The sequence below is a fragment of the Aeromonas sp. QDB56 genome (genome assembly GCF_027705505.1).
GTDB lineage: Bacteria > Pseudomonadota > Gammaproteobacteria > Enterobacterales > Aeromonadaceae > Aeromonas > Aeromonas caviae.
Genome location: NZ_JAPDBZ010000038.1, coordinates 1 through 23,963 on the forward strand (window position 1 = coordinate 1; position 23,963 = coordinate 23,963).

Annotated in this window: 19 protein-coding genes and 1 pseudogene; 5 read left to right on the top strand and 15 right to left on the bottom strand. The window is 57.0% G+C overall.

Annotated elements, in window-relative coordinates:
- Positions 1 to 127: 127 nt before the first annotated feature.
- The 3 genes from bla to OKB81_RS08410 all read right to left on the bottom strand — a co-directional run bounded on the left by bla (position 128) and on the right by OKB81_RS08410 (position 2,513).
- Entirely contained in the window at positions 128 to 778 is a 651-nt protein-coding gene (gene bla / locus OKB81_RS08400; protein ID WP_045286946.1) for a class A beta-lactamase, read from the bottom strand.
- A gap of 74 nt (positions 779 to 852) precedes the next feature.
- Positions 853 to 1,833, bottom strand: coding sequence for an IS481-like element ISKpn27 family transposase (locus tag OKB81_RS08405; RefSeq protein ID WP_013213985.1), 981 nt, complete (start codon positions 1,831 to 1,833; stop codon positions 853 to 855).
- Between the two features lie 122 nt (positions 1,834 to 1,955).
- Positions 1,956 to 2,513, bottom strand: coding sequence for a recombinase family protein (locus tag OKB81_RS08410; RefSeq protein ID WP_001217881.1), 558 nt, complete (start codon positions 2,511 to 2,513; stop codon positions 1,956 to 1,958).
- A 162-nt stretch (positions 2,514 to 2,675) separates the two neighbouring features.
- On the opposite strand from OKB81_RS08410, the pseudogene OKB81_RS08415 reads away from it, so the two are divergent.
- A pseudogene (locus tag OKB81_RS08415) lies at positions 2,676 to 5,588 on the top strand (Tn3-like element Tn3 family transposase); the annotation flags it as partial.
- Between the two features lie 280 nt (positions 5,589 to 5,868).
- On the opposite strand, the gene fabA reads toward OKB81_RS08415, so the two are convergent.
- The 4 genes from fabA to OKB81_RS08435 form a co-directional block, all read right to left on the bottom strand.
- A complete protein-coding gene (gene fabA / locus OKB81_RS08420) occupies positions 5,869 to 6,429 on the bottom strand; it encodes a 3-hydroxyacyl-[acyl-carrier-protein] dehydratase FabA (RefSeq protein WP_010674758.1) in 561 nt (186 codons plus the stop codon).
- Positions 6,430 to 6,507: 78 nt separating this feature from the next.
- Positions 6,508 to 8,487 (bottom strand): Lon protease family protein, encoded by a 1,980-nt coding sequence (locus tag OKB81_RS08425; protein ID WP_102948504.1) that lies wholly within the window; start codon positions 8,485 to 8,487, stop codon positions 6,508 to 6,510.
- 206 nt (positions 8,488 to 8,693) lie between these two features.
- Positions 8,694 to 9,989, bottom strand: a complete 1,296-nt coding sequence (locus tag OKB81_RS08430; RefSeq protein ID WP_041205791.1) for a tyrosine-type recombinase/integrase — start codon at positions 9,987 to 9,989, stop codon at positions 8,694 to 8,696.
- Between the two features lie 280 nt (positions 9,990 to 10,269).
- The gene (locus tag OKB81_RS08435) at positions 10,270 to 10,575 is read right to left on the bottom strand and encodes a YebG family protein (protein WP_005329584.1); all 306 of its coding nucleotides are present in this window, start codon (positions 10,573 to 10,575) and stop codon (positions 10,270 to 10,272) included.
- 220 nt (positions 10,576 to 10,795) lie between these two features.
- On the opposite strand from OKB81_RS08435, the gene OKB81_RS08440 reads away from it, so the two are divergent.
- The 4 genes from OKB81_RS08440 (at position 10,796) to rsmF (ending at position 16,190) form a co-directional block, all read left to right on the top strand.
- On the top strand, positions 10,796 to 11,440 hold the full coding sequence (locus OKB81_RS08440) for a paraquat-inducible protein A (protein WP_010674754.1): 645 nt from the start codon (positions 10,796 to 10,798) through the stop codon (positions 11,438 to 11,440).
- Positions 11,418 to 12,026 (top strand): paraquat-inducible protein A, encoded by a 609-nt coding sequence (locus OKB81_RS08445; protein ID WP_041205789.1) that lies wholly within the window; start codon positions 11,418 to 11,420, stop codon positions 12,024 to 12,026. The genes OKB81_RS08440 and OKB81_RS08445 overlap by 23 nt, the downstream gene beginning before the upstream one ends.
- A gap of 51 nt (positions 12,027 to 12,077) precedes the next feature.
- Positions 12,078 to 14,630, top strand: a complete 2,553-nt coding sequence (locus OKB81_RS08450) for an MlaD family protein (RefSeq protein ID WP_270805202.1) — start codon at positions 12,078 to 12,080, stop codon at positions 14,628 to 14,630.
- Positions 14,631 to 14,759: 129 nt separating this feature from the next.
- Complete coding sequence (rsmF, locus tag OKB81_RS08455; protein ID WP_041205785.1) at positions 14,760 to 16,190, top strand: 16S rRNA (cytosine(1407)-C(5))-methyltransferase RsmF; 1,431 nt, start codon at positions 14,760 to 14,762, stop codon at positions 16,188 to 16,190.
- 234 nt (positions 16,191 to 16,424) lie between these two features.
- On the opposite strand, the gene OKB81_RS08460 is transcribed toward rsmF, so the two are convergent.
- The 8 genes from OKB81_RS08460 to fabF form a co-directional block, all read right to left on the bottom strand.
- Positions 16,425 to 16,709 (bottom strand): RepB family protein, encoded by a 285-nt coding sequence (locus OKB81_RS08460; RefSeq protein ID WP_201901069.1) that lies wholly within the window; start codon positions 16,707 to 16,709, stop codon positions 16,425 to 16,427.
- 163 nt (positions 16,710 to 16,872) lie between these two features.
- Positions 16,873 to 17,901 carry a site-specific integrase gene (locus OKB81_RS08465; protein ID WP_236544849.1) on the bottom strand — a complete coding sequence of 343 codons (1,029 nt, stop codon included), beginning with the start codon at positions 17,899 to 17,901 and terminating at the stop codon, positions 16,873 to 16,875.
- A gap of 516 nt (positions 17,902 to 18,417) precedes the next feature.
- Positions 18,418 to 19,197 (bottom strand): TatD family hydrolase, encoded by a 780-nt coding sequence (locus tag OKB81_RS08470; protein WP_042863871.1) that lies wholly within the window; start codon positions 19,195 to 19,197, stop codon positions 18,418 to 18,420.
- 12 nt (positions 19,198 to 19,209) lie between these two features.
- Entirely contained in the window at positions 19,210 to 20,157 is a 948-nt protein-coding gene (gene holB / locus OKB81_RS08475; protein ID WP_270663932.1) for a DNA polymerase III subunit delta', read from the bottom strand.
- Positions 20,142 to 20,783: a dTMP kinase gene (tmk, locus tag OKB81_RS08480; protein ID WP_270663930.1), complete on the bottom strand. Its 642-nt coding sequence runs from the start codon at positions 20,781 to 20,783 to the stop codon at positions 20,142 to 20,144. Before tmk ends, holB begins: the two co-directional genes overlap by 16 nt.
- Positions 20,783 to 21,784 (bottom strand): endolytic transglycosylase MltG, encoded by a 1,002-nt coding sequence (mltG, locus tag OKB81_RS08485; protein ID WP_270663925.1) that lies wholly within the window; start codon positions 21,782 to 21,784, stop codon positions 20,783 to 20,785. The genes tmk and mltG overlap by 1 nt, the downstream gene beginning before the upstream one ends.
- Entirely contained in the window at positions 21,774 to 22,580 is an 807-nt protein-coding gene (pabC, locus tag OKB81_RS08490) for an aminodeoxychorismate lyase (RefSeq protein WP_270663922.1), read from the bottom strand. Before pabC ends, mltG begins: the two co-directional genes overlap by 11 nt.
- A gap of 66 nt (positions 22,581 to 22,646) precedes the next feature.
- A complete protein-coding gene (gene fabF / locus OKB81_RS08495; protein ID WP_270663920.1) occupies positions 22,647 to 23,888 on the bottom strand; it encodes a beta-ketoacyl-ACP synthase II in 1,242 nt (413 codons plus the stop codon).
- Between the last annotated feature and the right edge of the window lie 75 nt (positions 23,889 to 23,963).

The following is a 23,963-nucleotide window of genomic DNA, read 5'->3' on the forward strand; positions in this document are numbered from 1 at the left end:
AGACAGCAGAACTAGACGGCGATACAGTGACATCAACGATATTCCTTGTTTGAAGGTGGAGCTAGTTAAATTAAAAATGAAGTTTTAAATCAATCTAAAGTATATATGAGTAAACTTGGTCTGACAGTTACCAATGCTTAATCAGTGAGGCACCTATCTCAGCGATCTGTCTATTTCGTTCATCCATAGTTGCCTGACTCCCCGTCGTGTAGATAACTACGATACGGGAGGGCTTACCATCTGGCCCCAGTGCTGCAATGATACCGCGAGACCCACGCTCACCGGCTCCAGATTTATCAGCAATAAACCAGCCAGCCGGAAGGGCCGAGCGCAGAAGTGGTCCTGTAACTTTATCCGCCTCCATCCAGTCTATTAATTGTTGCCGGGAAGCTAGAGTAAGTAGTTCGCCAGTTAATAGTTTGCGCAACGTTGTTGCCATTGCTGCAGGCATCGTGGTGTCACGCTCGTCGTTTGGTATGGCTTCATTCAGCTCCGGTTCCCAACGATCAAGGCGAGTTACATGATCCCCCATGTTGTGCAAAAAAGCGGTTAGCTCCTTCGGTCCTCCGATCGTTGTCAGAAGTAAGTTGGCCGCAGTGTTATCACTCATGGTTATGGCAGCACTGCATAATTCTCTTACTGTCATGCCATCCGTAAGATGCTTTTCTGTGACTGGTGAGTACTCAACCAAGTCATTTTTCAATATTATTGAAGCATTTATCAGGGTTATTGTCTCATGAGCGGATACATATTTGAATGTATTTAGAAAAATAAACAAATAGGGGTTCCGCGCACATTTCCCCGAAAAGTGCCACCTGACGTCTAAGAAACCATTATTATCATGACATTAACCTATATGTCAAGACCCGGCTGGTTATACACGCGTTTCCTGAACAATTCAGGGCGTTTTTCATGCCATTCCTTGAGCGCCTGAACGGGTGTTTTGTGTTGGAGCGCGCGTTGCGGAATGCTGTGGTTGTAGATCTTGACGTAATTGCGCAGCGTCGATTCCAGTTCGGCAGCTGAACCAAAACGGGTCTGGTTGACGATGTCGCTGATACGACCGTTGAAGCGCTCCACCATGCCGTTGGTCTGCGGATGACGAGGCGGGATGAGCCGGTGCTCGATGCCGAGCTGCTTGCACAGGCGGTCGAACACGTGTGTGCCGCTGGGTTCCTTCTTCTTGCCGCCAGCCGTGAAGCGGTCGGTGAACTGGCTGCCGTTGTCGGTCAGAAGCTTGACGATCTTGACGGGACAGGCTTGCTGGACTTTGTTGAGGAAGTCGCCACTGCTGCCATCGGTCTGGTCGGCATAGAGCTCGATGAAGACCCAGCGCGTAGCACGGTCGATGGCAACGAAGAGATAGCGCCTTGCCGTCTCGTCGGGCATCTGCGGCAGGTACTTGATGTCGATGTGCACAAAGCCCGGCTCGTAGTCCTTGAAGGTCTTTTTCGTGGCGGGCGCAGTGCCTTCCTGCTCGACCAGGTTACGTAGATCCGAGACACCGTGGCGGCGCAGGCAACGTCCCAGGCCGGCACGCGAGACGGCTGGATTGATGAACTCGCGCGTGACCGCCAGCAGGTCGTCCGTGGGCAGCAGCAACGTCTTGCGCAGCTCCACCACGATGAGCTCCTGCTCGGGCGTGAGCGTCGTGTACATCTTGTTCGGCGCATGCGACTTGTCTTCAGGAGACTCGCGGTTTTGCCACTTTCGGATGGTTTGGCGGGTGACGTTGTACATCCTGGCCAGTTCGGCCTGCGGGAGCGTCGAGTTCCTGATTTCCTCACGGATCAGGTGGGTAGTACGGGCTTGGCTGTGCAGTGCCTGGGTCATCGAGTTGCCAGTGAAGAGTCGGATTGGAACAGTGTACGCAAAACGTGTCTGGCCTTGAAGAGCGGCCAGCTACGCATGGGTACATGATCCCACGAGTCCAGACACCTATAAAAATAGGCGTATCACGAGGCCCTTTCGTCTTCAAGAATTTTATAAACCGTGGAGCGGGCAATACTGAGCTGATGAGCAATTTCCGTTGCACCAGTGCCCTTCTGATGAAGCGTCAGCACGACGTTCCTGTCCACGGTACGCCTGCGGCCAAATTTGATTCCTTTCAGCTTTGCTTCCTGTCGGCCCTCATTCGTGCGCTCTAGGATCCTCCGGCGTTCAGCTTGTGCCACAGCCGACAGGATGGTGACCACCATTTGCCCCATATCACCGTCGGTACTGATCCCGTCGTCAATAAACCGAACCGCGACACCCTGAGCATCAAACTCTTTTATCAGTTGGATCATGTCGGCGGTGTCGCGGCCAAGACGGTCGAGCTTCTTCACCAGAATGACATCACCTTCCTCCACCTTCATCCTCAGCAAATCCAGCCCTTCCCGATCTGTTGAACTGCCGGATGCCTTGTCGGTAAAGATGCGGTTAGCTTTTACCCCTGCATCTTTGAGCGCTCTGATCTGAATATCGAGGGACTGCTGGCTGGTTGAGACCCGCGCATAACCAAAAATTCGCATAAAATGTACCTTAAATCGAATATCAGACACGATGTGTCTATTATGCCAAAATGACGATTTAATGGACACTCAAACGAAGCCGTTTTACTATGTCTGATAATTTATAACATTTCGTACGGTTGCAAAAATGTTACTAAATGCCCGTCAGGCAGGGAGGCCGATATGCCCGTTGACTTTCTGACCACTGAGCAGACTGAAAGCTATGGCAGATTCACCGGTGAACCGGATGAGCTTCAGCTGGCACGATATTTTCACCTTGATGAAGCAGACAAGGAATTTATCGGAAAAAGCAGAGGTGATCACAACCGTCTGGGCATTGCCCTGCAAATTGGATGTGTCCGTTTTCTGGGCACCTTCCTCACCGATATGAATCATATTCCTTCCGGCGTCCGGCATTTTACCGCCAGACAGCTCGGGATTCGTGATATCACCGTTCTTGCAGAATACGGTCAGAGGGAAAATACCCGCCGTGAGCATGCAGCGCTGATACGTCAGCACTATCAGTATCGTGAATTTGCCTGGCCCTGGACATTTCGCCTTACCCGTCTTTTATATACCCGGAGCTGGATAAGCAACGAACGTCCTGGCCTGCTTTTCGATCTGGCGACAGGGTGGCTTATGCAACATCGTATTATTCTCCCCGGAGCCACTACGCTGACCCGGTTGATTTCAGAGGTAAGGGAAAAGGCGACGTTGCGCCTGTGGAACAAACTGGCACTGATACCGTCAGCCGAACAGCGTTCACAGCTGGAGATGCTGCTGGGGCCAACTGATTGCAGCCGCCTGTCTTTACTGGAATCACTGAAAAAGGGCCCTGTGACCATCAGTGGTCCGGCGTTTAATGAAGCAATTGAACGCTGGAAAACTCTGAACGATTTTGGCCTGCATGCTGAAAACCTGAGTACACTCCCGGCTGTGCGCCTGAAAAATCTCGCACGTTATGCTGGTATGACTTCGGTGTTCAATATTGCCAGGATGTCACCGCAGAAAAGGATGGCGGTTCTGGTTGCCTTTGTCCTTGCATGGGAAACGCTGGCGCTGGATGATGCATTGGACGTTCTGGACGCCATGCTGGCCGTTATCATCCGTGACGCCAGAAAGATTGGGCAGAAAAAACGGCTCCGCTCGCTGAAGGATCTGGATAAATCTGCATTGGCGCTCGCCAGCGCATGTTCGTACCTGCTGAAAGAAGAAACACCGGACGAATCGATTCGTGCTGAGGTGTTCAGCTACATCCCAAGGCAAAAGCTGGCTGAAATCATCACGCTTGTCCGTGAAATTGCCCGGCCCTCAGACGATAATTTTCATGAAGAAATGGTGGAGCAGTACGGGCGCGTTCGTCGTTTCCTGCCCCATCTGCTGAATACCGTTAAATTTTCATCCGCACCTGCCGGGGTTACCACTCTGAATGCCTGTGACTACCTCAGCCGGGAGTTCAGCTCACGGCGGCAGTTTTTTGACGACGCACCAACGGAAATTATCAGTCGGTCATGGAAACGGCTGGTGATTAACAAGGAAAAACATATCACCCGCAGGGGATACACGCTCTGCTTTCTCAGTAAACTGCAGGATAGTCTGAGGCGGAGGGATGTCTACGTTACCGGCAGTAACCGGTGGGGAGATCCTCGTGCAAGATTACTACAGGGTGCTGACTGGCAGGCAAACCGGATTAAGGTTTATCGTTCTTTGGGGCACCCGACAGACCCGCAGGAAGCAATAAAATCTCTGGGTCATCAGCTTGATAGTCGTTACAGACAGGTTGCTGCACGTCTTTGCGAAAATGAGGCTGTCGAACTCGATGTTTCTGGCCCGAAGCCCCGGTTGACAATTTCTCCCCTCGCCAGTCTTGATGAGCCGGACAGTCTGAAACGACTGAGCAAAATGATCAGTGATCTACTCCCTCCGGTGGATTTAACGGAGTTGCTGCTCGAAATTAACGCCCATACCGGATTTGCTGATGAGTTTTTCCATGCTAGTGAAGCCAGTGCCAGAGTTGATGATCTGCCCGTCAGCATCAGCGCCGTGCTGATGGCTGAAGCCTGCAATATCGGTCTGGAACCACTGATCAGATCAAATGTTCCTGCACTGACCCGACACCGGCTGAACTGGACAAAAGCGAACTATCTGCGGGCTGAAACTATCACCAGCGCTAATGCCAGACTGGTTGATTTTCAGGCAACGCTGCCACTGGCACAGATATGGGGTGGAGGAGAAGTGGCATCTGCAGATGGAATGCGCTTTGTTACGCCAGTCAGAACAATCAATGCCGGACCGAACCGCAAATACTTTGGTAATAACAGAGGGATCACCTGGTACAACTTTGTGTCCGATCAGTATTCCGGCTTTCATGGCATCGTTATACCGGGGACGCTGAGGGACTCTATCTTTGTGCTGGAAGGTCTTCTGGAACAGGAGACCGGGCTGAATCCAACCGAAATTATGACCGATACAGCAGGTGCCAGCGAACTTGTCTTTGGCCTTTTCTGGCTGCTGGGATACCAGTTTTCTCCACGCCTGGCTGATGCCGGTGCTTCGGTTTTCTGGCGAATGGACCATGATGCCGACTATGGCGTGCTGAATGATATTGCCAGAGGGCAATCAGATCCCCGAAAAATAGTCCTTCAGTGGGACGAAATGATCCGGACCGCTGGCTCCCTGAAGCTGGGCAAAGTACAGGCTTCAGTGCTGGTCCGTTCATTGCTGAAAAGTGAACGTCCTTCCGGACTGACTCAGGCAATCATTGAAGTGGGGCGCATCAACAAAACGCTGTATCTGCTTAATTATATTGATGATGAAGATTACCGCCGGCGCATTCTGACCCAGCTTAATCGGGGAGAAAGTCGCCATGCCGTTGCCAGAGCCATCTGTCACGGTCAAAAAGGTGAGATAAGAAAACGATATACCGACGGTCAGGAAGATCAACTGGGCGCACTGGGGCTGGTCACTAACGCCGTCGTGTTATGGAACACTATTTATATGCAGGCAGCCCTGGATCATCTCCGGGCGCAGGGTGAAACACTGAATGATGAAGATATCGCACGCCTCTCCCCGCTTTGCCACGGACATATCAATATGGGGTTCTAGGGATTTTCCGTCCAAATGCGACATTCAGACTGCTAAGTGATTGATTTATTGTGACTGGCTATGTGAAGCGCCAAAAAAGTAATACCCCTCTGGAGGCCGCGGACGGCGTGGCCTCCAGAGCACTTTGTCGTTTTTGGACGGAAAATCCCTAGAACCCCAACAAGGAGTTTCGGATTCTTACACAGCCTGAGGATCGGTCAATGGATCCTTAACTGATCGGCATTAGCCATCGTGGCCCCTTTACGTTGTCTCTGCTCACCCAGGAGCAGGATCAGAATGCGGTGGTGTCTTTGAACAGGCCCACTTTCAGATCGGTGGCGCTGTAGATGGGGCGACCATCCACTTCCACGACGCCATCGGCAATGCCCATGACCAGTTTGCGGTTGATGACGCGCTTGAAGGTGATCTTGTAGGTGACCTTCTTGGCCGTCGGCAGGATCTGGCCGGTGAACTTGACTTCACCGACACCCAGCGCACGTCCTTTGCCAGGACCCCCTTTCCAGCCCAGGAAGAAGCCGACCAGTTGCCACATGGCATCCAGGCCCAGGCAGCCGGGCATGACGGGATCGCCGGGGAAGTGGCAGTCGAAGAACCAGAGATCCGGCGTAATATCGAGTTCAGCCAGGATTTCACCCTTGCCGTGCTCGCCGCCATGGTCGTTGATCTTGACGATGCGATCCATCATCAGCATGTTGGGGGCGGGCAGCTGGCTGTTACCTTCACCAAATAATTCGCCACGGCTGCAGGCAAGCAGCTCTTCACGGGTAAAGGACTCTTTGCCTTGTTCGCACAGGGAGAGGCGGGGATCAGTGGTGTCGTTATCTAGGGTCACGCTGTTTATCCTTCATATGGGTCAAAGCCGGGCCAATTTAGCTTACAGCTGTTCGCTAAACAACTCCGATCACTTCATTTAACGGCCAAGCAGCCGATCCAGCAGGCTGCGCAGCAGGCCGCCACTCTTGGTTGCCGTGCCATTGAGTTCGTCAAGTCTCTCCTGGATGCGACCAAACAGGGTATCCGGCATGTCCGGTTCGCCAGCAACGCAGCCGGTGAGCAGCTCGATAGCCTCTTCCACGTGATCCACCGGGTGGATGTGGAACTGGCCGGCCTCTACTGCCGCGATCACTTCATCAGAGAGGTTGAGCTGCTGGGCGTTGGTGCCGGGCAGCAGAATGCCTTGCTTGCCGGTGAGACCGTGGATCTTGCACACCCGGAAGAAGCCCTCAATCTTCTCGTTCACGCCGCCAACGGCCTGCACATTGCCGAACTGGTCGACCGCACCGGTCACGGCGAAGTGCTGATAGATGGGCTGGCGGGCGAGGGCGGAGAGGAGGGCACACAGGCCGGTCAGGGAGGCGCTGTCACCATCGATCTCGTGGTATGACTGCTCGAACACCAGGTTGGCCGAGAGCGGCGAGGGGTTCTCTGCACCGAACTTGTTGGAGAGGTAGCCGTGGATGATCATCATGGCCTTGGCGTGAATGTGACCGGCGAGCTCCGCCTTGCGCTCGATGTCAGCCACATCGCCATCCCCGAGGTGGACGGTCGCGGTGAGGCGTACCGGCTCCCCGAAGTCATAGGGATGGCCGGCCACCTGGATGACGGAAAGGCCGTTGATCTGGCCAACCTCTTCACCGTCGGTCTGCAGCAGGATCTGGCCGTCGATGACACCCTGATCCGATTGCTCCACCAGATAGTTGAGGCGGTAATCCTGCTCTTCCAGGGCGAGCAGGATATGTTCGTCAGTGACGCAGGTCGCTTCCAGCTCGCGGGCCAGGCTGTCGGCCATGCGCATGATGGCGCCGAGCTGTACCTCGGAGAGGGATAGCCACTCCTGGTGGTCACACAGGCGGCTGGCATGGCGACAGAGGGCGAGGAGGGCACTTGGCGTGAAATCCAGCAGCGCCCAGCGCGCTCGCAGCCAGGCGAGATATTGCAGGAAGGCGGGGAGATCTTCCTCGATGTTCACTTCGGAGACCAGATCGGCACGCAGGAAGATGCGCTCCGCCATGTCCCTGTCCAGCATCTGGAATTCCGCCACGTCCAGCCTGTCACCGACCAGGATCAACTTGAACCGGATGGGGGTCGCTTCCGGGGTGAAGAACGGCGTCAGCGTCTTGCCTTCCTGATAGGCATTCCAGTCCAGCTCGCCTTTTTGCATGGCGTTTTTGAGCTTGAACCAGAGATGAGGCTGATCCAGCAGCTCATCGAGCTGAAGTATCAGGTAACCACCGTTGGCTTCCCGCAGCAGACCAGGTTCCAAAAGGTGCTGGTTGGCGTAAACGGAGCCTTGTTCCGTCTGATAGTTGATGGAGCCGAACAAGGTATCCCAGTTCAGGTCACGGCCGTAGACGACAGGGGCTTGCTGATCCTCATGATGGATCAGCAGGTTGATTAGCACCGGGTGCTGGAACTCGAGGCCCTGGGCGACATGGGCGGCCAGATCGGAGAGGAAATCCACGATCTTGGGGTCGTTGTTCTGTTTGCGGATGATCCGGGTGACCAGCCGCTCGGCGTCGAGATGGTGGCTCATCAGCTTGAGCAGCTCACCGACCATTTCGCAGAACTCGAAACCCGAGCCCGGTTGCAGGCGCAGCCAGATGGGCTTGAAAGGGTTGTTGAGATTCTCGGTATAACAGAGATCGAACAGGTCGCCATCCTTGCCATTCGAAGAGGCGATCAGGGTCTGGCAGACATTCTCGTAATCTGCACCGGGGAAACCGTTGAGGATCATGACCGGGCAGTCACCATCAAAACTGGCCAGCCGTTTGATACCCGAAATCGCTCTGGGTTGCAGGGCGGCAAACGGCATGGGGTCGAGTTCGCCAAGTGTGGGGAACTGCTCAATCGAGAAAGCGGGTTTTAATTGTTCTGATGTTAATTCAGCCACTTAAGACATCCGGTCGGGGATAGGATCAATTGCCACCATTATACACAGTTCGGTTGAGGGTGACAGAATACCAAGATATATCATTTAACATAATATACATTATGCGCGGTGTCGAGTTTATGAGTCCCAGGGCATGGTCAATCAAGGATTGTCTTTAGGTCCCGCGTCTTGGTTATGAGTGCAGTTTTATTGTTCACCACTGGTTATCAATCATATGTACGGTCCTGGTCGAGCAAGTGGTCCAGCGGCTTGCGGCTGGCACTCTCGTGACGTTCCCGGTTGCTGGTGTGCAGGTACTTGGAGGTGGTGTCGATGCTATCGTGTCCCGCATCGGCTTGTACGTGGGATAAAGGCCGGCCGTGCAGATTGATGTCATGGGTGATACCGGTGTGGCGAATGGAGTGCGGCGTCAGGGTTCGCATTTCAGCGGCATCCTGATCAAAACCGTCTTGTTCGGCGAGGCTTGCGGCCTGTTCAAATACCGCCATTACCAGGTCTCGTAGCTGGCGGATACCCAGATTGGCATTGAGTTCACCTTGTTCGCGGCCATGGGCCGCCGCCTTGTGGCGTACGAACAGCGGGGTTTGCTCTCCGGGGGCCGGCAGTGGCGAAAGTCCAAGAAAGGTACGATAGCGAGCCAGGGCTTCGAGCAGAGCCTGAGAAACGGCCACGGTGCGACGTTTACCGCCTTTGCTGCGGGGAATGTCATAACCCCAGACGCCCGTTTTGGCGTCACGTCGAAACTGGCCCATGACGGGGCTGAAACCCGGCCTGGCCGCCACCTCGGAAATCCGCAGATAACAGGCATACATCAGACAGATGAGAAAGCGGCTGCGCTCATGTTGTGCCGGGCATTCGGCAGCGAGCTGTTCGGCGGCTTGCATCACATAGGACCATTGCAGTTCGGTGAAGGATTGCGCGTCTTCACCAGCCTCCTGGGGGCCCGCACGTTTAACCCGCTGCAGCAGGAGAGCCGGATTGCGATCCATGTACTCCTCCTGGATGAGAAACTGGAAGAAGGCGGACAAAATGGCGAGTTTTGTCTTCATCGCCTGCTCACTCAGTCGATACGGCAGCTCCCGGCCCAGTTCCCGCTTGCCAAGAAACGGACGCCACAGGGGGTTTGGCAACCGTTCCCCCCACTCCTTGTCGAGCACGAACTGGGCGACGTTGCGATAGGCAATCAGTCCGGACGGTGGCGCCTGGCAATAGTCGAGATAGCGCATCATGATGCGCCTGGTGAGATCCCTGGGGCTGATGGCCACCTCGCAAAAACACCAGTGCAAAAAAGTGGTCAGCTCACTGCGATAGGTCTTGTAGTTGTTTTCGCTGTGGCGCTGCTCCAGCAGCCAGTCGACGGCCAGCTCATACACGATCCCCGCGTCGGGGACCTTGCCAAGACTCAGGGTGGCGAGGTACTGGTTGACCTGGGGATTGCCCGCTTCAAGGTGGTCCACGCTATCGAACAGTGGCATGGCGGGTGGAAGTGCTGGATGAGTCATGATGGTGTGTGATGTCGGTTGAATGTTTTGAACGGGGCCGTAACCCCCTGATGCCGATAAATGGGGTTATCGGCATCAGGGCTTGCAGTGCGCCTTGGGGGCAACGACCTGAGGCATCTTGCTGTGATACCCCATGATCACGAGCAATCGGCATATTCAATGAATATGCAGTGTGGTTGGAAAATTCTCGGGGAAAATAGCCGCGATAATGACTTAAGTTGCACTTTTCATGAATGAGAGAGCGGCTTCTGCCTCACATCCCCTTCCCCGCCCTTTCGTCTCAAGCCACACTCTTCAGGGGCTTCCCCTTTGGCAGTTCAGTATCCAGCTTGTCTTCTTTGGGTGGATTCCCCTGCCCTTTTCCACCGCGCAATACCTGCTGCAACTGATCCCGCTGCTCGGCCAGATAAAAGGCCAGACTCTCCTGCTGCTCCGGTGCAAGCGAGACCGGCGCACCCGCCAGCAGTGTCATCAGCTCATCGGCGGTGTCCAGCAGTTTGTCATAGGCATCCGCCTCTTTCTTGCTGGCAAAGGTCATCTTCTCCACTCCCCCACGTACCACAACATACTTGATCTCAACGGCCATCGCGGCGCCCTCCTGATGATTGTGATTGCAAGTATATGTACGTATATACAGTATTGCAAATACCCTCAGCATGTCGGCATGCATCGCCAGCCCCTGCTTGGCTGGCGGCGGCCAGTTCACAGCGGAAAACACGTCTTTTCAAAGGGGGGTGTGCAGCGCGGCAAGACAGGGCAGGCGTTTTAAGGTAAATTTCATCAATTCCTTCAACAGGTTGAATCGTATGTCGGATCCGCACTCGGTGATTGTCTGTCCGGCCTGTGACTTGCTGATCGAACGCAAGTTGCTGCCGCTGCGCCGTCACGCCCATTGCCCCCGCTGTCATCAGCATCTGTATGGGCGCTATGCCTTTCGCCCTTCCCAGTTGATGGCGCTGACCATCACCGGATTCCTGTTGCTGCCTTCCGCGTTTTTTGAGCCTTTGATCTATCTTCGTCTGGCGGGCGTGAACTCGGACGCCAACCTGATCAAGGGAATTATGATGCTGTATGCCGAGAGCGAGCTCTGGGTGGCAACACTGGTGCTCTGGTGCGCCGTGCTGGCGCCGACCGGGCTGCTGCTCGGGATCTTTGCCCTCGCCTCCGGCCTAGCCAAGCGCTGGCATCTGCTGGCGTGGACCCTCAAAGCGGTCGAGGTATTTCGCCACTGGGCCATGCTGGAGGTGTACATCGTCAGCCTGCTGGTCGCCCTGTTCAAACTTATCGACATCGCCGACGTGCGCCTGGGAGGCGGTCTGCTGAGCTTGGGTTGTCTGATGCTGCTCAACATGACGCTGCTGATCCTCTTTGATCCTGCCCCTTACTGGGAGCGGATTCCGCTGCAACATGCCTCCCGGGAGCCGGACCATGTTCCCGATCAGCGCCCGTGAACTGGGGCTTTGCCGCTGCCATACCTGCGGGTTGCTGGTGCGCCATCAACACGGCATGAGCTGCCCTCGTTGTCACACCCCCTTGCAGATGCGCATCCCCCATTCCCTCGCCTGGTCATGGGGCCTGTTGGCGCTGGCCACCTTCATGTTGTTGCCTGCGAATCTGCTGCCCATCACCCACTTCTACAACAAGGGATTATTGCAGTCCGATACCATTTTCAGCGGTATCATGGCGCTCTATCGCAGCAAGATGTCCGGCATCGCCACCATAGTGCTGACCGCGAGCATCATCGTGCCCATCGGCAAGATCCTGGGTCTTGGCTGGATCTGCTGGCAGTTGCAGCGCAGCAAGCCGGTGCGCCGCAAACGCCAACTCGTCATGTACCGCATCATCGATTTCATCGGACGCTGGTCCATGCTGGACCTGTTCGTCATCTCGCTGATGGTGGCCCTGGTGGATCGCGGCGTGCTGCTCAACGTGCGTGCCGGCCCCGGGGCGACGGCGTTCGCCGGCGTGGTGGTGCTCACCATGATGTCGGCCAGGATGCTCGATACCCGCCTGTTGTGGGACAAGGCGGCCCGTTAATGTTTTTTGTGTCGAACGCGCTGTGCATCACAGCCAATGTAAGGAGTCGGTATGGTCGGGGCTGAGCCCGTCATTGAGAAGCACCGCTGGTTATCACCGGTCTGGTTGCTGCCCTTCATCGCCCTCTTGCTGGCGGGAGGCTTTCTCTACCAGCAGTGGACGAGCAGTGGTCAACTCATTCGCATCAACTTTGCCCAGGGCAACGGTATCTTGCCGGGCAAGACCCAGTTGCGCTATCAGGGGGTCGCCATCGGCGTGGTCCAGGAGCTGGAACTGGCACAGGATGGTCGCAAGATTGCGGTGCTGGCCAAGGTGGACAGCCGTGCCCGCTCCCTCATACGCAAGGGCTCCGACTTCTGGCTGGTGAGTCCGAAGGCGTCACTGACCGAGATCTCCGGCCTGGACACCCTGGTGTCAGGCAACTACATCAACCTGCAACCCGGACGGGAGAACAACCCGCTGGAGGATGAGTTCGATGCCCTGGATGGCCCTCCCCCCGGTTATCAGGCCCAGGGGCGAACCCTGCACCTGACAGCCGATTCTCTGGGGTCGGTGGGCATCGGCGCCAAGATCTATTTCCGCGGGCTGGAGGTGGGCAGTGTCATCAACACCCGTCTTGGGGAAGAGAACCAGAACGTGATCCTGGATCTGGTGATCGAGCCGCGCTTCGAGCACCTCGTCAAGGCGGATACCCGATTCTGGAACATCAGCGGCATCAAAGGCTCCTTCAGCCTGGCTGGCGTCAGCGTGGAAGCGGGCAGTCTCACCTCCATTCTGAGCGGCGGCATTGCGTTTGACTCCCCCAAGGATTCTCCCGTGGCGCAAAAGGGGGTCAACTTCATCCTCTACAAGGGGTTGGCCGAGGCCGCCCGGGGTGAGCGCATCACCATCCAGGCGGGGACTCTGCCCATCAAGGAAGGGATGCCCATTCTCTATGAGGGCATCGAGATTGGACGAGTCGACCCTATTCGCCTCACCGAACAGGGACGGAGCGTGACGGCCCTCATCAACCCCGAACAGGCGTTCCGGGTGACCGGCAAGAGTCGTCTGGTGTGGGAGACGGTCTCTCTCTCCCCTGCCGGGATCAAGCATGCGGATCGCCTGCTGGCCGGGCCCGCCATTCGTCTGGACTATGAACCCGGTAAACGGGTCAACACCATGACCCTGGAGAGCCAGGCACAGCGCGGCGGCATCAAGCTGACCCTGCAGGCAGAGGATCTCGCCGGTTTGAGCGAAGGGGCTCCGCTCTGGTTCAAGGGGTTGCAGATAGGTCAGCTCGGGGCACTGACCCTGGATGCCGGCGGCAATTCCAGTGTCGAGTTGCTGGTGAACGAGCGTTATCGCCATCTGCTGCAACGGGCTCGCTTCTATCGCGCCGCCCCCTTGCAGGTGGAGGCGGACCTCAGCGGTATCAAGGTGGAGACCAGCCCGGCCAGTGCCTGGTTGGCGGGGGGCATCAAGCTGGTACAGGCTGCGAAGGGTGACAGGATTGACCGCCTCTACCCCAGCCAGGAGCTGGCCCTGCTTGGGAGCCGCCATGCCAAAGCGGTCAGCTGGACGCTGCGTGCCGCTCAGGCTGATGGTATCGGTGTGGGCTCCCCCGTCCTCTACCTAGGACTGGAAGCGGGCAAGGTCAAGGCGCTGGATGCCGATGATCGCGGGGTGGCCATCACCCTGGAGATCGATGCCATCTATGCTCCTTTGCTCAAGCAGCAACCCCAGTTCTGGAAGAAGGCCGCCATCGACGGCAAGATCCGGCTCGACGGCGTGCAGGTCAAGATGGGGAACCTCGCCACCCTGCTGCGTGGTGCCATCGAATTCGACAAGCTGGGGACAGGTCGCAGCAGTCATCAGCTCTTTGACAGCAAGGAGCAGGCAAGCTCCCAGGTGCGCACCCTCACGCTCACGGCGGATCACAACCCGGGTCTCGGGGTTGGCAGCCCCATCCGCTATCGCGGAGTGGACATCGGCAAGGTAGAGCAGGTGGAACTGGACCCGACCCTGGGCCAGGTAAGCTTCAAGGCCGAGCTGAATGAGCAATATGCCGCGCGTTTCCTGCAATCCGGGGCACGCTATGCCCTGGTGCAGGCCAAGGTCGGGCTGGGGGGGGTTGCCCACCTCGATACCCTGATCAAGGGGGCCTTTGTGGAGGCGACGCCGGGCCGGGGGGCTGGCAAGGAGACCTTCCCCTTGAGTCAGAGTGGCCCCGCCGGTCTTGCCCTGACCCTCAAGAGCCCCTCCGTCGATGGCATCAGCGTGGGCAGCCCCCTGCTGTTTCGCAAGATGGTGGTGGGCAGCGTCACCGGCGTGACCCTGGCCCGGGATGGCAGCGAGGTACTGATCGATGTGAATGTGGATGGACAGTACGCCCATCTGATACGCGCCAATAGCCGCTTCTGGAATGTCTCCGGGGTCAAGGCCGATATCGGGCTGACCGGTGGCACCATCGAGGTCGAAACGGTGCAAAGCCTGCTGGCAGGCGGGATTGCCTTCAATACGCCGGAGCGGGAAATGGGCGCGACCGTCAAGGCGGGCCATCGTTATCCGCTTCATGCCAATGCAGAGAAAGAGTGGCTGGAGTGGAGCCCCCGCATCTTGCCCTGAGTTATTCCCCTGTTCGTCAAAAACCGGCCTTGTGCCGGTTTTTTTATGGCCTCATGGACTCCCCCATCAAGAAGGGCCGCGCACTGTGGTAAGATGTCGCCCCTTATTTTGGGTCAGCGAGATTGCGCCGTGCACGACAACACCTACCTCCCCGATCACTTCCTGCGTCACATTGCGGAGTTCATGCCATCCCATCTCTCCATGGAGGCATTCGTGGCGAGTTGCCGGCAGCCGCTGCGGCGCAGCATCAGGGTCAACACCCTCAAGATCACGGTATCCGAGTTTGTCGCCCGTATGGCGCCGCTTGGTTGGCAGCTGGATCCCGTGCCCTGGTGTGCAGCCGGCTTCTGGCTCACCCGCAGCGATGAGAGCGTTCCCCTTGGCAACACGGCCGAGCATTTGTGCGGCCTCTTCTATATCCAGGAAGCGAGCTCCATGTTGCCGGTGATGGCGCTCTTTGCCAGTGAGCAAACCCGAGGGGATGGCATGTTGCTGGACGCGGCCGCCGCCCCTGGCTCCAAGACTACCCAGATCGCGGCGCTGATGGAAAACCGCGGCATGCTGATCGCCAACGAGTTTTCCAGCAGCAGGTTGAAAGTGCTGAGCGCCAATATCCAGCGCTGCGGTGTGACCAACGTCGGCATGACCCATTTCGATGCCAAGGTCTTTGGCCAATGGCTGCCTGAAACCTTCGACGCCATCCTGCTCGACGCCCCCTGCTCCGGCGAGGGGACGGTGCGAAAAGATGAAGACGCGCTGCGCAACTGGAGTCTCGAGAGCATCGACGAGATTGCCGCGGTGCAGCGTGGCCTGCTGGAGAGCGCTTTTCACGCCCTCAAACCCGGCGGCGTACTGGTCTACTCCACCTGCACCCTGAGCCTGCAAGAGAATCAGGCCGTCTGTCAGTCGTTGCAGGAGAAGTTCGGTGATGCCTTCAGCTTTGACTCGTTGGCCGATCTCTTTCCGGGAGCGGAGAAAGCCTGTACACCGGAGGGATACTTGCACGTTTGGCCCCAGATCTTCGACAGTGAAGGATTTTTCGTCGCCCGGTTGCGCAAGCATCACTCCGTGCCCAACACCATGTTCAAACCGGGCAAGCTCGGCAAGTTCCCCTTCTCGCCGCTGCCAGAGAAAGAGGCTGGCCCCATGCTGCGGGAGATTGAAGGGAATTTTGGCATCGTGCCCCATGGCCAACTGTTTGGCCGCAATGACGAGATCTGGCTCTTCCCTCACGCCTTCGAGCAGGTACAGGGGAAGCTGCGCTTCGATCGCATCGGCATCAAGCTGGCTGAGACCTTCAAGAAGGGATATCGATTGACCCATGAATGGGCTCTGGCTTACGGCCATGAGGCGAGTAAGGGATGCGTCGAGCTGGATGCCTCCAATGCCCGTGAATTCATGATGGGACGAGATGTCTGGCCAGAGCAGGATGCCGGGACTGGGGAAGTGATCGTTCGTTACCAGGGGCACCCGCTCGGCATGGGGAAATGGGTGGGGAGTCGCATCAAGAATGCCCTGCCCCGGGAGCTGGTACGGGATAACAACCTGTTCAATGCGTGAGAGTGGGGTCGCTCGAGCAAAAACAGCGCCTGTTCGAGTCTGAAAAACCCCCACTCTGGTTCAACTTTTATCCGGTTCTTGAAATGCCTAGAGCCTTGTCTAAGCTTAAGGCTATCCGCATACCAGTTAGCGCACGGCTCTGCAAGGAGCCAATTCCCCTATGCCAGGTACAAGGAATTCGTACCTGGCTTTTTTTGTCTTCCTTTTTCAACCATGCCGGCACGATACCATCGTCTATTCGAGCATGTCTGCCGACTCGGGGAGATCGCTCTGCTGCGCGTTGGTCGTTTGTTGCAGTTCGTGCTGATAGAGCAGATCGATCGCCTGCTCGATGATGGAGGCCTGACTGTCTTCCAGTTGTTGCCCCAGCATGGCCAACCTCTCTGCATGACGATTGCTTATCCAGCATTGCAACCGGCTGTGGGTTTCCTGCTTGCGCTTCACGTGCTGGCGCTGCCGTTCGGCATTCTCTTGCGCAGCGCTTTTCTTCAATTCCTGGCTATCGTGACCTTCCGACATGTCTACATCGTGAATGTTATCTCTCATTTTTCGTTGGCATCTTCTACGAAAGTAAATCGGATTACGCCTCTCCCGCCGTTATGATGTCTGTGGAGGACGACATGAATATACCACCAGATCAACAGGATATCATTTAACATAAAAAATAGAGAGGCGCGGTTCTCTATAACAACCCATCCAGGGCGTGATCCGAGAACTTGTGTGCATCATCGAAATATTCCTGCAAGGTGCGCATGTCCTTGTGCCGGGTCACCTCGATGATCTTGTTCATCGGTTTGCCCGCCGTCACCGCCGAGGTGATGAACCCCCGCCGCAAACTGTGGCCACTGACGTGGAGATCGTCGATGGCCTGACCGGTTCGCCGCTTGATCATCAGGTTGATGCCTTGCGGCCCCAGGGGATCTGCCATAAGCTGTCCCCAGCGATTCATCCGGCGAAACAGGGGGCCCTCAGCAATCCGGCTTCTTTTCAGCCATTGTTGCAGTGCAGACACTGGGCAATACCGGGTGCCCGGAATGAGTGCTATCTCCGATTCATGGAGCTGATGTTTGCTTGGTTTGAGACGAAGGCGTATCCCCTGCCCCACAAACTGCACGTCATCCACCTCGATCCTGGCCGCTTCCGATCGGCGCAAGGCGCCACTGAACATCAGCAGCAACAGGGTGTAATCCCGAAGTCCCGCCAGATTGCTGGTATCTATCTCGTCCAGTACGCAGGCCAATGGTTTCAGGGTCAGCGCCCCCGTTTTGCGTTTGCGGTTATCACCGAGCCGTACTATGCCCCGCATCATCTCCTTGATCTCCGCATGCTCGGTCGGCATGGGGTGGATCCCCTTCTGCTTGAAGGCATAGCGAATGCCGGCAAGCCGTCTTACCAGGGTGGCCGGTTTGCGAGGTTCCCCGTTGCGAAGCTCCCCCTTTCCTTCCTCCTTGTCGAGCCAGACCCAGTTGGCCAGGATACCGTCGGCCTGATCCGCCAGAAAATTCATGATGTCGTGGTGTGTCGTCTGCAAGGGCTCCAGCCCGTGGAGCTGGCACCAGGAGACAAAGATACGGGTATCTGCCTGATAGGCATTGAGGGTGGAGTCGGCTTTAGCACTGCGCAGGAAGCGTCTTGCCCGGCTGTTCAGCTGAGGATCGAAGACGCTTTGCAAGGATTGCTGAACTGGGTTTTGAAGGCTTGGGTAGTTCACTTAACTCTATGATTTAAAGCGGAGTTTCGGTGGATCTTACAGGATCTTCCAGATCTATCAAGTATCGATAATGAATATTATCGATACTTATGAAGACTGCTTTAACCCATTTCAGCTCCCTCATTGATTCCTCAAGCACTCTGTCATCCCTGCTCCGTTTTATCAGGTGCTGGCGATTTAATCTCGTCAGCACCCACCATACAAAATGAGAGATAACAACTTGGCATGATTGTTTTTGGATGGATCATGATAGTGCAAATTGTCATAGTAAAACGCCCCGCTATGCGGCAATGCTGTTCACTTAAGAGAATTTGAGTTCCAGTCCACGTAGTATCAGGACAAAAAAGCGAGGGAGGCATGATGCCTCCCTCTTTCTATTGCAAGCCCCGCTGGATAAAGGCTGGAGGAAGATCGACTGGACACAGCCTTGCCCCCTCAACTCAAATCCAATTTATGAATAATCAGTCAAAAAAGTGCTTATCTGAACAGCATTGCCGCTATGCGGGGCGTTGTCTGTTATCGCTTTGCCAACTTGAACAACTCGAAGAAATTGTGGCTGGTGGCCTCCGCCAATTCAGCGAGCGGAATCTGGCGAAGATCCGCGATAAATTGGGCAACGTCGCGAACAAAGGCCGGCTCGTTCTCCCTCCCCCGGTGCGGAACCGGTGCCAGATAGGGAGAGTCGGTTTCAACCAGCAGTCGTTCCAGGGGCAACGCCTTGACCACGGCCTGCAGGGCTGAGGCGTTCTTGAAAGTGGCTATTCCCGAGATGGAAATATAGAACCCCATTGCCATCGCGGCCTCGGCCATTTCGAGGGACTCGGTGAAGCAGTGCAGCACTCCGCCCACCTGTTCGGCCCCCTCCTCTCGCATGATCCGCAGCGTGTCTTCCTGGGCATCCCGGGTGTGGATGATGAGCGGTTTGTTCAGTGCCCGGGCTACCCGGATATGTTCGCGGAAAGAGGCTTGCTGTACATCCTTGTTTTCCGGTGAATAGAAGTAGTCGAGCCCGGTTTCGCCAATGGCCACCACTCTCTCATCGGCCGCCTGAGTCAGCAGCAAGGCAGCATCCACCCCGGGATCCTGATTGAGCGGGTGAACACCGCAGGAGGCAAACACCTGGGGATAGGGAGCGATGGCCTCCATCATGGTCGGGAACTGGGCCTGGGTCACACTCACGCAGAGAAAATATCCCACGCTCTGCTGCGCCGCCTTGGCCAGTACATCGGCCATGTCGGTCTGCTTGGAACCATAACTCAAGCGATCGAGATGGCAATGGGAATCAACGAGTAACATAGACAACCTTGTTTATAACCAGCGATTGAGCCAGTTCATCAAATGGATGGTGGGATTGGAAAGCTGTCCTGGCTGACAAGCCCCTTTCAGCATAACCAGCTGCTGTTCGGCTTCCAGGAGCCGTTCGCTGGAGTGTTTCTCTGCCAGTTGCTGGCTGAGTGATGCAAGATCCGGCATTGCCAGTTGATGATGGCCGCAGCCAGCCTGAAGCTTGAGGGCATCACACAGGAAGAGCTGCAACCAGTGCAGCCGGACCTGAGTATCCTCGGCCAACTGGGCACAGACATTCGCCGCACGGGTGGGGGCCGATGCCAGCGAGACAAATCCGTCGAGCAATGCCCGTCTGGCATCATCTTGCTGTGCTTCGATGTAGCTCAGCACCCGCAGCGGCGCACCCTGGCAGATCCGCACCTGGGCCAGGGTGGCCTGATGGCCCTGCTCGGCGAGCCAGGCAAGGGTCTCCCCCTCAGAGGGGAGCTGGCAGACATGCTTGTGACAACGGCTCAAGATGGTGGGGAGCAGGCGAGATACCCGGGATGCGATGAGCAGCAACAGACTGTCGCCAGCCGGCTCTTCCAGCGTCTTCAGCAAAGCATTGGCGGCAGACTCCGTCATGCGCTCCGCCTCCTGAATGATCACCACCTTGCCGCGACCGAGCTGGGATGTGCTCTGGAGGCGGCTGCAAATCTCCCGGATGGCTTCGACACCTATGGTCTTGCCCTCGGGCCCCAGGGTGCCAAGATCCGGGTGATGCCCCTTCTCAAACAGTTGGCAGGAGTGGCACTGACCGCAAGGCTCACCTCGTTGTGGATGCTGACACAGGTGCAGTCGCGCCAGTCGCTCTGCAAGCTGCTCCTTGCCAAGACCAGGATCTCCTAGCAGCAACCAGGCGTGCCCGAGCCGTCCGGCCCGGGCCGTCTCGCTCAGGGCATGCCAATCCGGGATCAGCCAGGGATACATAGCCCCTCGCTTGCCAGATAATGCTCAAGGGCAGCCTCGATGGCGGCTTTGACTTGCGCAGGGGGCAACCCGGCATCGATGACCTGGATGGAATCATCGGCGGCCGCCAACTCGAGGTAACGCTGGCGGGTACGTTCAAAGAAGCCGATCTGCTCCAGCTCAATCCTGTCCAGCTCGCCGCGATGGCGGGCCCGCTGCAGGCCGATGGCAGGATCGATGTCCAGATAGAGCGTCAGATCCGGCTTGAAATCCCCGAGGACCGCCCGTTTGATGGCGCCGATGAGGTTCGCATCGATGCCGCGGCCACCCCCCTGATAGGCCTGGGAGGAGAGATCGTGGCGATCGCCCACTACCCAGATGCCGTCTACCAAGGCAGGCTTGATCCGGGTCTCCACCAGTTGTACCCGGGAGGCGTACATCAACAGCAGCTCGGCCTCGACTGTCAGGCGCTCGTCGTGCACTTCCTTGACGATGGCCCGCATGCGTTCCGCCAGCGGCGTGCCGCCCGGCTCCCGGGTGCACTCGATCCGCGCAACTCCGTGGGCTTGCAGATAGTCGGTCACATAGCGCACCGCAGAGCTCTTCCCTGCCCCTTCCAATCCTTCAATCACGATAAATTTAGACATTAGGGTTTCTTCAATATGTATTCACGCACCGCCCGATTGTGTTCATCGAGGGTCTTGGAGAAGTAGTGGGCACCGCCCCCCTTGGCAACGAAGTAGAGATAGTCGGTCGATTTGGGGTTGAGCGCCGCCTCGATGGAGGCCTTGCCCGGCATGGCGATGGGCGTCGGAGGCAGACCGTCGATCACATAGGTGTTGTAGGGGTTCACGTCTGTCAAATCGCTGCGGCGAATGTTGCCATCGTACCTCTCCTTCACCCCGTAGATGACGGTAGGGTCGGTCTGCAACTTCATGCCAAGGCGTAGACGGTTGACGAACACAGAGGCAATCTGGGCTCGTTCATCCGGTTGGCCCGTCTCTTTTTCGATGATGGAGGCCATGATGAGCGCCTCATAGGGTGTCTTGTAGGGCAGATTGGCCTGACGCTTCTCCCAGGAAGCCTTCAGGAACGTTTTCATGTCCTGATAGGCGCGGCGCAGGATGGAAAGATCGCTGGCATGAGTGGTATAGGCGTAGGTTTCCGGCAGGAACCACCCCTCCAGCTTGCCATTTTCGATGCCGAGTTCCTGAGCCAGCTCGGTTTCGCTCTGCTCCAGAGTCAGGCGCTCCAGATAGGGGGCGCTGGAAAGTTGCTTCAGCCAATCCTCAAAACGGGACCCTTCGACAAAGGTCAGGCTGAAGTGAAACTCCTTGCCGGAAGCAAAGAGAGAGAGAGTCTCCTTGAGCGGCGCCCCTTCCTTGATTTCATAGGTGCCGGACTTGATGGCCACCAGTTCGGGATGACCGCGCAACCAGAGGCGCACCGCCCAGGGGCTGGTTTCCCCCTCTCCCAGTTCGGCAATCAGGCGCGCCGCATGGGCGCCTTTTTCGACGGTAAAGAGGCGTGTTGGCCCCTTGTTGGTGAGCGTATCCACCTGTTGCCACTTGTGATAAACGTACCCTCCGGCAACGGCGACAGAGAGTGCCGCCCCCGCGAGCAGGGTGTAAAGCCGATTAAACTTCAATGACCAAGCGCTCCTGTAAACGGCGAATCAATACCGGACTGGGATAGTGCATATCCCCGATGCTGGTGACCGGGACAATCCCCATCAGGGTATTGGTCAGCCAGACCTCTTCCGCCTGCCAGAGTGACTCCAATGGAGCCTCTGCGACACGCAGTTCAATGCCCATCTGTTTAAGCATCGTCATCACGCGCTTGCGCATGATGCCATCGATCCCGGCGCGGGTGAGATCCGGTGTGAACACCGTCCTACCACGACGCCAAAACAGATTCGCGCTGACCCCTTCTACCAGAAATCCCCGGCTGTTCAAGACTATACCTTCGACCCCGCCACGCGCAGCAAGTTCGCGCTTCAGCATCACTTGTTCGAGGCGCCCCAGCGTCTTGAGACCGGCGAGCATGGGACTGTCCCCAAGCTGCTGCTGGCATACCAGGGCATTGATACCGGTTTGCTGCCAATCATGATAATGCTCAGGATAAGGTGCCAAAGAGACGATGCGAGTGGGCGTGTCACAGCCTGCGCCGTCATATCCCCGCCCACCGGCGCCCCGGGTCAGCATTATCTTGACGACAGCCTGTGTCTGCCCAGAAGCAAGCTGCGCCGCCTCGTCGGCAAGCAGGTCCCAGGAGTGCTCGCCAAAACCAAGCCGGGCGTTGGCATGTTGCAGCCGGGCCAGATGGTCCTGCCACCAGAGTACCTTCCCTTCCCTCACCAGCATGGTGGTGAAATGACCATCACCGTATGCCAGTCCACGATCCCTGGCTGACAGTGTTTCTGTGGGTATTCCATTAATCAGCAAGGGGATCCCTCCGATAAAAAAGGCCCGATACTACCGTATCGGGCCTTATCATTCGCCCAGAGCGAATTATACGCGTTTGAAGATCAGGGAGCCATTGGTGCCGCCAAAACCGAAGGAATTGGAGAGGGCATATTCGAAGCTGCCGGCCTTGGCAACATGCGGCACCAGATCCAGGTCGCACTCATCATCCGGGTTGTCCAGGTTGATGGTAGGAGGCACCATCTGGTCACGCAGAGAGAGCACGGTGATGATCGCCTCGATGGCGCCAGCCGCACCCAACAGGTGGCCTGTCATGGACTTGGTGGAGCTGACCATCAGGGCGCTGGCATGTTCACCAAACACCTTCTTCATGCCGCGCAGCTCTGCCACATCCCCAAGGGGGGTGGAGGTACCGTGGGCATTGATGTAACCGATCTGCTCGGGTGCAATGCCAGCATCCTTGATGGCGTTCTTCATGGCGCGTGCGCCACCATCGCCGTCCGAGGGAGGGGCCGTCATGTGATAGGCATCCCCGCTCATGCCAAAGCCGACCAGCTCGGCATAGATCTTGGCGCCGCGAGCCTTGGCATGTTCATACTCTTCCAGCACCAGTACGCCGGCACCGTCGCCCAGCACGAAACCGTCGCGATCCTTGTCCCAGGGGCGGCTCGCCTTCTGTGGTTCGTCATTGCGGGTGGAGAGCGCCTTGGCAGCGGCAAAGCCGCCCATGCCCATGGGGGTGGAGGCTTTCTCGGCACCACCGGCGACCATCACGTCCGCATCGCCATAGGCGATCATCCGGCCAGCCATGCCGATGGCATGGGTACCCGTGGTACAGGCGGTTGTCACGGCGATGTTCGGGCCCTGCATGCCTTTCATGATGGAAAGATGACCGGACACCATATTGATGATGGTGGACGGAATGAAGAAAGGGCTCAGCTTGCGGGGGCCGCCATTGATGAGGCTGCTGTGGTTCTGCTCAATCAGACCCAGACCGCCGATACCGGAGCCGATGGCAACGCCTACCCGCTCCGCGTTCTCTTCGTTGATGATCAGGCCGGAATCTTCCAGGGCCTGAACACCCGCCGCCACGCCATACTGGATGAAGAGATCCATCTTGCGGGCTTCTTTGCGGTTGATGCCGAACTCTTCGGGGTCGAAATCCTTGACCAGGCCTGCGAAACGGGTTGCGAACTCGCTTGCATCAAAGTGGTCGATGAGGGAAATGCCGCTCTGCCCGTTGAGCAGGGCTTGCCAGCTGGATTCGGCAGTGTTGCCTACCGGGGAAAGCATCCCCAAGCCGGTCACCACGACTCTGCGTTTTGACACTGAGGTAGTCTCCGAGAGGTGTTTTGAAAGGGGTAAACATAAAAGAAGCGGCCCTTGGGCCGCTTCTTTCAGAAC